Source organism: Microbispora sp. NPDC046933, from assembly GCF_040644635.1.
In the GTDB taxonomy this organism is placed as follows: Bacteria; Actinomycetota; Actinomycetes; order Streptosporangiales; family Streptosporangiaceae; genus Microbispora.
Genome location: NZ_JBEYWW010000012.1, coordinates 70,257 through 82,769 on the forward strand (window position 1 = coordinate 70,257; position 12,513 = coordinate 82,769).

A 12,513-nucleotide genomic window follows, 5' to 3' on the forward strand; every position below is an offset into this window, starting at 1 on the left:
ACGCTCAGCACCACCAGCTCGTGCGCGGAGCTCCCGGGAGGGGCCGGGCCGCGAACGGGCGCGACCATAGAGCCGGTGGGCTCCGGGACCTTCCCGGCATGACCGCCGAGCCGGAGGGCGAGGAGGTCCAGTGAGGGAGATCTGGCCGGGGGATTCCTATCCGCTCGGGGCGACGTACGACGGCGCGGGCACCAACTTCGCGCTCTTCTCGGAGGTGGCCGAGCGCGTCGAGCTGTGCCTGTTCGACGACGACGGCAACGAGGAGCGCGTCACGCTGAGCGAGGTGGACGGCTTCGTCTGGCACTGCTACCTGCCCGGCGTGGGGCCGGGCCAGCGGTACGGCTACCGCGTCCACGGACCCTACTCGCCCGCGGACGGCCTGCGCTGCAACCCCAGCAAGCTGCTGATCGACCCGTACGCCAAGGCGGTGGAGGGCTCGGTCAGCTGGGACCAGGCGGTGTACGGCTACCGCTTCGGCGAGCCGGACAGCCGGGACGACAGCGACTCGGCGCCGTACGTGCCGAGGTCGATCGTCGTCAACCCCTTCTTCGGGTGGGGACACGACCGGCCGCCGGCCACGCCGTACCACGACACGGTGATCTACGAGGCCCACGTGCGCGGCCTGACGATCAGCCATCCGAAGATCCCCGAGCGGATCCGGGGCACGTACGCCGCCCTCGGCCACCCCGAGATCATCGACCACCTCACCTCGCTCGGCGTCACCGCGATCGAGCTCATGCCGGTCCACCAGTTCGTGACCGACCACATGCTGGAGAAGCGGGGGCTGTCCAACTACTGGGGCTACAACACGATCGGCTTCTTCGCGCCGCACAACGCGTACTCGAGCTCGGGGCAGCGCGGCGGGCAGGTGCTGGAGTTCAAGGCGATGGTGAAGGCCCTGCACGAAGCGGGCATCGAGGTGATCCTCGACGTCGTCTACAACCACACGGCGGAGGGCAACCACCTGGGCCCGACCCTGTCCATGCGCGGCATCGACAACGCCAACTACTACCGGCTGGTCGAGGACGACCGGCGCTACTACATGGACACCACCGGCACCGGCAACAGCCTGCTGATGCGCAGCCCGCACGCGCTCCAGCTGATCATGGACTCGCTGCGCTACTGGGTGCGCGACATGCATGTGGACGGCTTCCGCTTCGACCTCGCGGCCTCCCTCGCCCGCGAGCTGCACGAGGTCGACCGGCTGAGCGCGTTCTTCGACCTCGTCCAGCAGGACCCGGTGCTGTCGCAGGTCAAGCTCATCGCCGAGCCGTGGGACGTCGGCCCCGGCGGCTACCAGGTCGGCAACTTCCCGGCCCGCTGGACAGAGTGGAACGGCCGCTACCGCGACACGATCCGGGACCTGTGGCGGGGCGAGCCCGCCGCGCTGCCGGAGTTCGCCAGCCGCCTCACCGGGTCGAGCGACCTCTACCAGGACGACAGCCGCCGCCCGGCCGCGTCGATCAACTTCGTCACCTGCCACGACGGCTTCACGCTCCAGGACCTGGTGTCGTACAACGACAAGCACAACGAGGCCAACGGCGAGGACAACCGCGACGGCGCCGACGACAACCGCTCCTGGAACTGCGGGGTGGAGGGCCCGGCCACCGGGCCGGTCGCCCAGCTCCGCGAGCGGCAGAAGCGCAACTTCCTGGCCACGCTGTTCCTGTCGCAGGGCGTGCCGATGCTGTCGCACGGCGACGAGATCGGCCGCACCCAGCAGGGCAACAACAACTCCTACTGCCAGGACAACGAGGTCAGCTGGGTCGACTGGGGCGCGATCCTGGAGGCCGGCGCCAGGGACTCCAGCGCCAGGGACTCCGGCGCCAGGGTCTCCAGCGGGAAGGACGACGCGGGGATCCGGGAGAAGCGCCGGTTGCTCGACTTCACCCGGCGCCTGGCCCGGCTGCGCCGCGACCACCCGGTCTTCCGCCGCCGCCGCTTCTTCTACGGCCGGCCCGTACGCGGATCGCACGATGAGCTGAGCGACATCGCCTGGCTCACGCCGTCCGGCACGGAGATGACCGACGCCGACTGGACGAACGGCTACGCCAAGGCGCTGGCGGTGTTCCTGAACGGCGACGCCATCACCGAGCCCGACCGGCGCGGCCGGCGGATCCGCGACGACTCGTTCCTGCTGCTGTTCAACGCCCACCACGAGGTCATCAAGTTCACGATCCCCGACGACTACGGCGAGCTGTGGGCGACCGAGCTGGACACGGCGATGCCCGTGCTGAGCGAGTCGCGCGTGTGCCGGGCCGGCGAGGCCGTTCCCGTCAGCGGCCGGTCGGTGCGGGTGCTGCGCCGCGTCTGACCCGTGCCGTCTCTGAGCCCGCGCTGTCTCCGGCCCACGCTGTCTCCGAGCCGCGCTGTCTCCGAGCCGTGCGGTCTGACCTGGCGCGATGGCCTGACCAGCGGTGATGTCGCACTAGAGTGCGATGCGGTGTTAGTCCGCGTCGCACCGGGCAGGAGGGGAGCCGGTCCGTCGCTCCTCCTGGCCGTCGCGGTGCTGGCCGGGGCGCGCTCGTGACGTGCACTATGAACACGACCTCCGGAAACGCGCTGCGAAAGGTGGCTCGGTGACTTCTACCTATCGGGTGCAGCTGACGCCTGACTTCGGATTCGCCCAGGCCGCGAGCCTCGTCGGATACCTCCGCGAGCTGGGGGTGGGCCACTTCTACCTGTCGCCGATCCTCCAGGCCTGCCGGGAGTCCCAGCACGGGTACGACGTGACCGACCACGGCCGCGTACGCGAGGAGTTCGGCGGAGAGGACGGCCTGCGGGCGCTGGCGGCCGAAGGCATGCCGCTGGTCTCCGACATCGTGCCCAACCACATGACCGTGCCGGTGCCGGAGTCGGACAACGCCCAGCTGTGGGCGGCGCTGCGGGACGGTCCGGGGTCGCCGGCCTCCCGGTGGTTCGACTTCCAGTGGCCGGTCACGCTGCCGCTGCTCGGCGACGACGCCGGCGAGGCGCTCCGCGTGGACGGCGGCATGGACGGCGGCGCGGACGGCGGCGTGGACGGGAGGGTGCTGCGCTACCACGACCACGCGTTCCCGATCAGGCCGGGCACCGAGCACCTGCCGCTGCCTGAACTGCTGGAGGCCCAGCATTACCGGTTGGCCCACTGGCGGGAGAGCCCCGGCTACCGGCGGTTCTTCGACGTGTCGTCGCTGATGGGCCTGCGCGTGGAGGACCCCGAGGTCTTCGAGGCCACCCACGCCGTCACCTTCCGCCTCATCGACGAGGGGGTGATCCACGGGCTGCGCGTCGACCACCCGGACGGCCTGGCCGACCCCCGCGGCTACCTGCGGTGGCTGCGCCCGCACGTGCCCGGCCCGCTGTGGGTGGAGAAGATCCTCATCGACGGCGAACGGCTGCCCGCCGACTGGCCGTGCGACGGCACCACGGGATACGACGCGCTCAACATGGTCACCCGGCTGTTCGTCGACCCGGCCGGCCGCGACGCGCTGATCGAGACCTTCGGCCGCCACACCGGCGTGCGCGACGACTACGAGACCGTGCGCCACGACGCCAAGAAGCACGTCATCGACCTGTTCTTCCGCGGAGAGGTCGACCGGCTGACCGACGATCTCGGCGACCCCGCGCTGCGCGAGGCCGTCGTGGAGCTGCTGGCCGCGATGCCCGTCTACCGGGCGTACGTGAACCCGGGCGAGCAGCCGTCCGCCGAGTCCGAGGCGATCATCCAGGAGGCGGCCGGGCTCGCGGCCACCAGGACCGACCCCGACGCGGTGGCCAAGGCCGCCAACCTCGCCCTGTACGGCCCGCCCGAGGCGGTCACCCGCTTCCAGCAGACCTGCGGGCCGGTCATGGCCAAGGGCGTGGAGGACACCGCGCTCTACCGGTGGTATCCGCTGGCCTGCCTCAACGAGGTGGGCGGGGAGCCCGACAGGTTCGGGGTCTCGCCCGCCGAGTTCCACGAGTTCTGCGCGGGGCTGCCGCCGCGGACGATGACCACGCTGTCGACCCACGACACCAAGCGGTCGGAGGACGTGCGCGCCCGCCTGGCCGTGCTGTCGGAGCTGCCCGAGGAGTGGGCGATGGCCGTCGACTCCTGGGCGGCGGCCGTGTCGTTCGACCCCAGGCTCGACTACCTCGCCTGGCAGTCGCTGATGGCGGCCTGGCCGATCGGCCTCGACCGCTTCACCGACTACCTGCTCAAGGCGGCGCGGGAGGCCAAGACGTCCATCTCCTGGCTGAATCCCGACCCGGCGTACGAGGAGGGCATCAGGGACTTCGCCCGGCGGGCGATGGACGCCTGCGGCTACTCGGTCGCCTCGTTCACCGAGGTCGTGGACCGGTACGCGCGGGTCAACTCGCTGGGGCAGAAGGCCGTCCAGCTCCTCATGCCGGGCATTCCGGACGTCTACCAGGGCAACGAGATCACCGACTTCTCCCTGGTCGACCCGGACAACCGGCGGCCGGTGGACTTCGAGCGCCGCCGCCGGCTGCTGGCCGAGCCCGACGACAGCTGGGACGGCCAGAAGATCCGCGTCACCGCCGCCGCGCTCGGGCTGCGGCAGCGGCTCGACCCCGAGGCGCCGTACGCGCCGATCGAGGCGGGGAAGCACGCGGTCGCGTTCACGCGGGGCGTTCCGGGGCAGGGGACGGCCGCGGTCGTGGTCGCGACCCGGCTGCCGGTCGGGCTGGAGCGCAGGGGCGGATGGGGGAGCGACACGATTACCCTGCCGCAGGGGCGCTGGCGCGACCTGCTCACCGGCGCCGAGCACGCGGGTGAGGTGCGGATGGCCGACCTGCTGTCCGCGTATCCGGTCGCGATTCTCGAAGGCTGACGGCTTCGTCCAATAGGGGGATATGCGCATGTTCGAGGTGTGGGCGCCCGGGGCGGCGCGGGTCGAGGTCGAGCACGGAGGCGCCCGGCACGCGATGACGCGGGGCGAGGGCGGCCGGTGGACCGCCCCCGGCGACGAGCACGGCCTCGACTACGCCTTCTTCGTGGACGGCGACGGGCCGTTCCCCGATCCCCGGACGCGGCGGCAGCCGTACGGGGTGAACGGCCCGAGCCGGGTCTACCACCACGACAGGTTCGCCTGGAGAGACCAGGACTGGCTCGGCCGCGACCTGCGCGGCGCGGTGATCTACGAGCTGCACGTCGGCACGTTCTCGCCCGAGGGCACGTTCCGGGGCGTGGCCGACCGGCTGGAGCACCTGGTGGACCTCGGCGTCGACTTCGTCGAGATCATGCCGGTGCCGCCCGTGCCGGGCAAGCGCAACTGGGGCTACGACGGCGTGGACCTCTACGCGGTCTTCGAGGAGTACGGCGGCCCGGACGGGCTCAAGAGCCTGGTCGACGCCTGCCACCGGGCCGGTCTCGGCGTGATCCTCGACGTCGTCTACAACCACCTCGGGCCCTCGGGCAACTACCTGGCCAAGTTCGGGCCCTACTTCCACGACGCGAAGGGGTCCTACTGGGGCGACGCGGTCAACCTGGACGGGCCCGGCTCGGACGAGGTGCGGCGCTACTTCATCGAGAACGCGTTGCAGTGGCTGCGCGACTACCACATCGACGGGCTGCGCCTCGACGCCGTGCACGCCCTGCACGACAAGCGCGCCGTCCACTTCCTGGAGGAGCTGTCGGCCGAGGTCGACGCGCTGTCCGCCGCGGTCGGCCGCCCCCTGACGCTCATCGCCGAGTCGGACCTCAACGACCCCCGGATGGTCACCCCGCGCGAGGCCGGCGGCCTCGGCATGCACGCGAGCTGGAACGACGACGTCCACCACGCCATCCACGCGAACGTCACGGGGGAGACCAACGCCTACTACGGCGACTTCGCCACCCTGTCGTCCCTGGCCAAGGTGCTGACCAGGGGATACTTCCACGACGGCACCTACTCGTCCTTCCGGGGGCGCTCGCACGGCAGGCCGGCGACGGGGGTGCCGGGTCACCGGTTCGTCTGCTGCGCCCAGAACCACGACCAGATCGGCAACCGGCCCGAGGGCGACCGCATGCGGCCCGAGCAACTCCGCCTCGCCTCCGGGCTGCTGCTGACCTCGCCGTTCACCCCGATGCTGTTCATGGGCGAGGAGTGGGGGGCGACCACGCCGTTCTACTTCTTCACCGACCACTTCGAGCCGCACCTCGCGGCGGGCGAGGGCGAACGGCGCAGGAAGGAGTTCGAGGGCTTCGGCTACGACTGGAAGGCCCCCGAGCCGGGTGAGGAGGACACGTTCCTGCGCTCCAAGCTCGACTGGGAGGAACTGGCCAAGGACGAGCACGCCTCGCTGCTGGGCTGGTATCGCGACCTGATCGCCCTGCGCCGGTCGCGTCCCGACCTCACCGATCCCCGTCTGGACCGGGTGCGGGTCGAGGTGGACGAGGACCGGCGCGTCGTGGTGATCGAGCGCGGCTCGCTGCGGGTCGCCGCCAACTTCGCCGAAGGCCCCGTCCCCGTACGGCTGGCCGCGTCGCGGATCCTGCTCGCCTCCGACGAGTCCGCCCGCCTGACCGACGACGTTCTCGACCTGCCCGGACGCTCCCTGGCCGTCGCGGAGATCTGAGCGGTGCGCGCGGACGCACCCAGGTGACTCCAGCCACGGTACGCGACACGCACGTCGTTGCTCCCGAGCACCAGGAGGACGTCGGCTTCGACCGGCCCGCTGTCGACGACATGGAAATCCCAGAGGGTCTCCACATCTTCGCGGATTCCGGGTGCGAGCCTGGTTTCGAGATCATTCATGGTGAACCAGCCTGATGGACGGGCGAAAAGACGGTTCAGACATCTGTAACACGCCGAAGCGTTGCCAGAGCAATCTCCGGCGATTCGGGGGAACTCGATGTTGCTCTTTTCCGAGCGGCAGTCTCGCATGTGCCGTCCGGTGCTGATCGAAGACGAGCGCCTGGCCCGCCGTCAACCGTACGCGGACGGCGGCATTCCTCAGCACCCGGTCGAGAGCGCGCAGCGCCGCCCTCTCTTCGGCGGCGATCGCTCCATGGAGCAGCAGGCGCCCGGTATAGCGGAATCTCCATTTGCCGTGATCGGCAATCGCCTGGTCGATATCTGCGCGCTATTCGGTGCCGTTGGCACATGCGCCGGCCAGTATGGTCCTCCTCTCTCGTTTCCGCCAGACGTATCGTGATTTGGCGTGCCCGATTTCGTGGCAGCCCGCTATTCGGGCGGTCGGTATCGCAAGGAATCGTTGCGCGAAATGTCGTGCCGCCGCTTTTCGCCCGCCGCGTCGCCGTGATTGGTGAACGTGCTCAAGCGGCCCGGGCGACGGGCAACTCGAAGGTGACGGTGTCAGGGACCGCGGTGTAGAGCCGCCAGCTCAGGTGGTCGCGCTGGGAGACGACGGTGACGTGCAGGCCGCGGCCCGCCAGCCAGACGGCAAGGTCGGCGAAGAAACCGTCGCCCGACCCGATCACCGCCCGCTCGAACCTCAGGTCGATCCGGTCCGTACGCGCGGCCTCGTCGAGCGCCCGGTCGGCGCCGTCGGGGCCGGAGCGGACCAGCAGCTGCACGCCGCCGAGCGCGAGCCCCATCGCGACCCCGACCGGCACGAGCGCGTTGTGGTTGACCGCGACGATGAACTGGTCGAGCGGGCCCACCGGGACGTTGTGCCGATAGGCGCCCATCACCCGTTGCACGTCCTCGGTCGTCGGCACGGGAGAGCCGGCCAGGTTCTCGATGTCCAGGAGATGGATCGCGCGCCCGCGACGCAGTGACCTGAGGCGTGTGATGGGGGTGCTCACGATCCTTGCTCCCTTCCATGGCGACTCCTGGCGTCCATTAGAGCATGTGTTGACACAATCAACCAGGTCTTGGCGCGACGTTGCCCATGTCCGAGGCATCGGATATGGTCCGGTCTGATCGGAGAACTGGCGGAAGGCGGAGCGGGGTGCGGCGAGACGTACACGTCACCGCGGCGGACATCGCCCGCCTGGCCGGCGTGGGACGTGCGGCGGTCAGCAACTGGCGGCGCCGGCACGACGACTTTCCCGAGCCCGTGGGGGGCACGTCCACCAGCCCGGCGTTCTCACTCGCGGAGGTCCGGGAGTGGCTGCGCGGCCACGCCGAGGGCAGGGACCTCCCCCCGGACGAGTGGCTCTGGCAGGACCTGCGCACCGCCGTCGACGACGACGACCTCGCCGACCTGATCGCCGATCTCGGGGCCTTCCTGGTGTACGTGCAGCACGAGGCGGACGACTGGGACAGGCTCTCGGCCGGGACCGACGAGGAGGTCGCGCGGGAACTTCCGGCCCGGGTAAGGACCGCGTGCGCGAAGACCGTAAACGCCGAGGCGTTCCCCGAGACCGTTCCCGTGACCCGGATGCCGCTGGTCCGCTCGATCGCCCGGCTCGCCGCCGAACGCGGCGCCCGCGGCACCTTCGAGTTCCTGCGTGAGCGGTACTTCGAGGTGCACACCCGGCGCGTCTACTCCACCCCCGCCGAGATCGTCACGCTCACGCTCGACCTCGTGGGCGACGGGTTCGGCTCCGTGCTCGACCCGGCCTGCGGCTCGGGCCGCATCCTCGGTCGCGCGCTCGAGCGCTCGCCCGGGGCCCGGCTGCTCGGCCAGGACGTCGATCCCGTGGCCGCCCGGCTCACCGCCGTACGGCTCGCGCTGCGCTGTGACAACGCGCGCATCAGGGCGGGAGACTCCCTGCGCGCCGACGCCTTCCCCGGCGAGCTGGTGGACGCGGTGGTGTGCAACCCGCCGTTCAACGACCGCAACTGGGGATATGAGGAACTGACGGCCGACCCCCGGTGGGAGTACGGCCTGCCGCCGCGCGTGGAGCCCGAGCTGGCCTGGGTGCAGCACGCGCTCGCGCACCTGGCGCCCGGAGGCGTGGCCGTGCTCCTCATGCCCCCGGCCGTCGCCAGCCGCAGGTCGGGCCGGCGGATCAGGTCCCAGCTGCTGCGGCGCGGCGCGTTGCGCGCGGTCGTCGCGCTCCCGCAGGGCGCCGTGCCCAACGTGGCCGTCGGCCTGACGCTGTGGATCCTGCGCCAGCCGCCCGAAGGAGGCACGCCGAGCCACGTGCTGATGGTCGACACCTCCGGCAGGCCGGACGACTACGCCAGACTCGCTGTCGAGGCGTGGCGGGAGTTCGGCGAGGGGCGTGAGCTGGACGAGCCGGGGGTGAGCAGATCGGTCCCGCTCGTCGACCTGCTCGACGAGGACGTGGACCTCACCCCCGCCCGATACCTGTCCACGGCCGCCGACGACCTGTCACCGGAGCGGATCGCCGGAGCTCGTTCCCGGCTCGCCGAGCTGCTGGGAAGCATCGCCCGGATGATGCCGTCCGTCGCGGCGGCACCGCCGGACGAGCTCGCCCTGGTCCCGCTGCCCGAGCTGGTGCGGCGCGGCATGCTGGTCCTGGAGCAGCAGACGCCGTCCCGGCCGGGGGAGGAACCTCCTCAGGGGGCGCCGGTGCTCACCGTCGAGGACGTCCTCGAAGACCGGCCCGCGACGGGGACTTCGCAGCACGCCGGGGCGAGGCCGATCGTCACGCGGCCCGGTGACGTCGTGGTGCCGCAGGTCGTGACCGCCCCGGTCGCGCGGGTGCTGACAAAGGGTGACGCCCTGCTCGGCCCGCACCTGTCCCTGTTGCGGCCCGACCCGGAGGTGCTCGACCCCGAATTCCTCGCCGGCTTCCTGTGCGCATCCATCAATGTGCGCCATTACAGCTCCATGTCGTCGCGTTATCGGGTGGACGTACGGCGTGCGGAGCTGCCCCTGCTGCCGATGGAGGAGCAACGCAGGTACGGCGAGGCGTTCCGGCGCCTGGCCGAGTTCCGGTCGGCCCTGCGCGAGACGGCGGCGCTCGGCGACGACCTGGCGAGGCTGGTGGCCGACGGCCTCACCCACGGCGTGCTCGCACCGGCCGGGCACGTCGATATGGACGGCGCGGGGGTTGACTGATCCTGAGATCCTGCTCCCTGTCGCCGTTGCGGTAAACGTCCATCACGCCTGAGTGGCTTCTTCGCCGGCTGGTTGGAGCCCCGCTCCACCGCTTACTCTGGCGGCGACGGCGGAGGTGCAGTACGTGCACGGTCACCGGCGGGCGGCCGTACTCCAGCGGGGGCCGCGCGACCTGTGGGACGAGGTTGAGGCCGCCTTCCTGCGCTGGGTTTCTCTGGGCAGCCCCGGCGCCGACCCGTTCGGCTGGCGGTCACGCCCGACGAGCAGTACGTCTGGCTCGACACGCCCGGAAACCGTTTGTGCGACGAGCTCCACCCGGTCGCGATGGACGGCGGTCTCGCGGCGGGCCGGGTCGAGTAGGGTCGGCTGCGTGAGCGGTGACCTGGAGGATCTGGCCGCCCGCCTGCGAGAGTTTGTGCGTGTCCGGGACTGGGAGAGGTTCCACACGCCCAAGAACCTGGCGATGGCCCTCGCCGGAGAGGCGGGGGAACTGGTCGCCGAGTTCCAATGGCTGACGGCCGAGGAGTCGCGGAACCTCGACGAGGACGCCCTGCGCAGGGTTCGCGCCGAGCTCGGAGACGTGACGTTGTATCTGGTCAGGCTGGCCGACGCGCTGGGCGTCGACCTCGCCGAGGCCGCGAACGCCAAGCTGGACGACAACGAGCGCCGCTACGACCCCGAGACCTATCGCGGCTCCGCCAGGAAGGCGCCCCCGCTGACCCCGTGACGACGCGTGCGCGGGTGGCCGCGCCGGCAGGAACGCCTAAACGTGAAGGTCTGCCTTGGAGTCCAGCCCCGCCGCCTTCGGCATCGGATGCTCGTGGTGCATCGACTACGGCTGTTGGGTCAGCGTCAGCCACGGCATCTCCGCGGGCAAGGTGGAGGCGATATCGGCCTGGCGGGACAGCGATCTGTTCACCGATCTCGAACGTCGCGTGCTCGCCTATGCGAAGGCTGGAATTCAGGGCCAGGCGAGGAGTTGGAACCAGACCGACTTGCCGTACGGGGTGAGGGCCCAGCCCCAGTGGTGGGAGAACGCCTCGACGATCGCCAGGCCCCGGCCGTGCAGGTCGAGTGAGCCGGCCTGACGCAGCCGGGGGAGCGCGGGGCAGGGGTCGTGGACGCTCACGACGAGCAGGTCTTTCTCCCGGCTGACGGTGACACGGACCGCGCTCGTCGCCGGAGCGCCGGTGGTGCCGGTCGTGCCGTGGGTGAGCGCGTTGGTGACGAGCTCCGACACCAGGAGTTCGGCGACCTCCGGGACGTCCTCGGCCGCGTGCCAGTCGACGGCCACGTCCCGGACGAACCGCCGCGCCGAGGCGACGCAACGGATGTCGCGCGGCAGCCATTTCTCGCCGAGCACCGGGACGAGCCGGTCCGGCGTGTAGCGGTATTCGGCCAGCACCGTGCGGGCCGCGATTGCCTCGGTCATCGGCGTTCTCCCTGGTCTCGGAAATCCACGTCCAGACTGTCGAGATCCGACTACCGTGAGTATCGATTTCGTTACCAAGGCCGACATTTGAAGGCCATATTCATGTCGTTGAACTCCGGCACGAGGAGGCGTCGTGGTCGATACCTACTCGCCCCAGGCGATATGGGGCAGGGAGCTGCGCCACTACCGGCAGGCGGCGGGGCTGACCCAGGCCCAATTGGCCCAGAAGGTGCATTTCAGCGAGTCCCTGATCAGCGGTATCGAGACCGGTCAGCTCCCGGCCAGCCCGGAGTTCGCGCAGTGCTGCGACGAGGTCCTGTCCACCGGCGGCGCGCTGCATCGCCTCCTCGACTGGCGCAAGGGCCAGGTGTTTCCCTCCTGGTTCGGCAAATGGCGCGACAAGGAGCAGGTCGCCACGACGCTGCGGGCCTACCAGCCGCTCCTGATCCCAGGCCTGCTGCAAAGCGAGGCGTACGCCCGGACGGTTCTGCGGGGGAACGTCGAAGCGGTGGCGGCTCGCCTGGATCGGCAGGGCATCCTCACCCGAGAGGACCCGCAGCCGCCGATCTTCCGGTGCGTGATCGACGAGGCGGTGCTGTGCCGTCCGATCGGCACCGCGGAAGTCATGCGCGAACAACTCGATCACCTGGTTGCGGTGGTCAGCCCTCGGCTGAGCGTCCAGGTCGTCCCGCATGGGATGCATTCGGGGTTGCTCGGAGGGTTCGTCATCGCGACGCTGGAGGGCGGAAGTGATGTTCTGTACGCGGAGACCGCCGTCCGCGGCATCACCACGAGCGACGTGGAGGATGTCGCGGCGGCGATCGAGCGTTTCGAGGCCATCCGGACCGAGGCGCTGCCGCTGACCATGTCCCTCGAACTGATCAAGAAGACGGCGGAGGAGAAATGGACCTGAACACCGCGCGCTGGCGCAAGTCGAGCTTCTCGGGTGACAACGGTGGGGATTGCGTCGAGGTCGCGGAGGTCGACGGAGGACCCGAGCACAAGAGCGGCCGTTTGATCGCCGTACGGGACTCCAAGGACCCCAACGGTCCCGCGCTGTTTTTCACTCCGGAGGAGTGGAAGGCGTTCCTGCTCGGCGTCCAGGCCGGCGAGTTCGAGCCGACCCCCTGAGGCCGCACGCGCTCAGCACGCCGTGCCTCGGCGAGGTCCTAAGGTTC

General features: G+C 70.5%; 11 protein-coding genes. 8 read left to right on the top strand and 3 right to left on the bottom strand.

Annotation, left to right across the window (positions count from 1 at the left end):
* Positions 1-130: 130 nt before the first annotated feature.
* The 3 genes from glgX (at position 131) to treZ (ending at position 6,540) form a co-directional block, all read left to right on the top strand.
* Positions 131-2,314, top strand: coding sequence for a glycogen debranching protein GlgX (gene glgX, locus ABZ857_RS17915; RefSeq protein WP_357044182.1), 2,184 nt, complete (start codon positions 131-133; stop codon positions 2,312-2,314).
* 265 nt (positions 2,315-2,579) lie between these two features.
* Positions 2,580-4,814, top strand: coding sequence for a malto-oligosyltrehalose synthase (treY, locus tag ABZ857_RS17920; protein WP_357044184.1), 2,235 nt, complete (start codon positions 2,580-2,582; stop codon positions 4,812-4,814).
* A 28-nt stretch (positions 4,815-4,842) separates the two neighbouring features.
* Positions 4,843-6,540, top strand: coding sequence for a malto-oligosyltrehalose trehalohydrolase (gene treZ / locus ABZ857_RS17925; RefSeq protein WP_357044186.1), 1,698 nt, complete (start codon positions 4,843-4,845; stop codon positions 6,538-6,540).
* Between the two features lie 171 nt (positions 6,541-6,711).
* Here treZ and ABZ857_RS17930 read toward each other — a convergent pair whose 3' ends face one another.
* Positions 6,712-6,924, bottom strand: a complete 213-nt coding sequence (locus ABZ857_RS17930) for a hypothetical protein (RefSeq protein ID WP_357044188.1) — start codon at positions 6,922-6,924, stop codon at positions 6,712-6,714.
* Between ABZ857_RS17930 and ABZ857_RS17935 the strand changes: the two genes are divergently transcribed.
* On the top strand, positions 6,859-7,119 hold the full coding sequence (locus tag ABZ857_RS17935; RefSeq protein ID WP_357044499.1) for a hypothetical protein: 261 nt from the start codon (positions 6,859-6,861) through the stop codon (positions 7,117-7,119). The genes ABZ857_RS17930 and ABZ857_RS17935 overlap by 66 nt on opposite strands.
* Positions 7,120-7,240: 121 nt before the next feature.
* On the opposite strand, the gene ABZ857_RS17940 is transcribed toward ABZ857_RS17935, so the two are convergent.
* On the bottom strand, positions 7,241-7,732 hold the full coding sequence (locus tag ABZ857_RS17940; RefSeq protein ID WP_357044190.1) for a hypothetical protein: 492 nt from the start codon (positions 7,730-7,732) through the stop codon (positions 7,241-7,243).
* A gap of 146 nt (positions 7,733-7,878) precedes the next feature.
* Between ABZ857_RS17940 and ABZ857_RS17945 the strand changes: the two genes are divergently transcribed.
* On the top strand, positions 7,879-9,903 hold the full coding sequence (locus tag ABZ857_RS17945) for an N-6 DNA methylase (RefSeq protein WP_357044192.1): 2,025 nt from the start codon (positions 7,879-7,881) through the stop codon (positions 9,901-9,903).
* 370 nt (positions 9,904-10,273) lie between these two features.
* Positions 10,274-10,630 (top strand): nucleotide pyrophosphohydrolase, encoded by a 357-nt coding sequence (locus tag ABZ857_RS17950; protein ID WP_357044194.1) that lies wholly within the window; start codon positions 10,274-10,276, stop codon positions 10,628-10,630.
* Between the two features lie 234 nt (positions 10,631-10,864).
* On the opposite strand, the gene ABZ857_RS17955 is transcribed toward ABZ857_RS17950, so the two are convergent.
* Positions 10,865-11,335, bottom strand: a complete 471-nt coding sequence (locus ABZ857_RS17955; RefSeq protein WP_357044196.1) for an ATP-binding protein — start codon at positions 11,333-11,335, stop codon at positions 10,865-10,867.
* A gap of 133 nt (positions 11,336-11,468) precedes the next feature.
* Here ABZ857_RS17955 and ABZ857_RS17960 point away from each other — a divergent pair, with 133 nt between their 5' ends.
* Entirely contained in the window at positions 11,469-12,248 is a 780-nt protein-coding gene (locus ABZ857_RS17960) for a helix-turn-helix transcriptional regulator (RefSeq protein ID WP_357044198.1), read from the top strand.
* Positions 12,239-12,466, top strand: coding sequence for a DUF397 domain-containing protein (locus tag ABZ857_RS17965; RefSeq protein ID WP_357044200.1), 228 nt, complete (start codon positions 12,239-12,241; stop codon positions 12,464-12,466). The genes ABZ857_RS17960 and ABZ857_RS17965 overlap by 10 nt, the downstream gene beginning before the upstream one ends.
* Positions 12,467-12,513: the final 47 nt, after the last annotated feature.

What these genes read in the sequence shown, in the direction of transcription:
- ABZ857_RS17965 (WP_357044200.1), top strand. Translation starts at nt 12,239, where the DNA reads ATGGACCTGAACACCGCGCGCTGGCGCAAGTCGAGCTTCTCGGGTGAC.
- treZ (WP_357044186.1), top strand. Translation starts at nt 4,843, where the DNA reads ATGTTCGAGGTGTGGGCGCCCGGGGCGGCGCGGGTCGAGGTCGAGCAC.
- ABZ857_RS17955 (WP_357044196.1), bottom strand. Translation starts at nt 11,335, where the DNA reads ATGACCGAGGCAATCGCGGCCCGCACGGTGCTGGCCGAATACCGCTAC.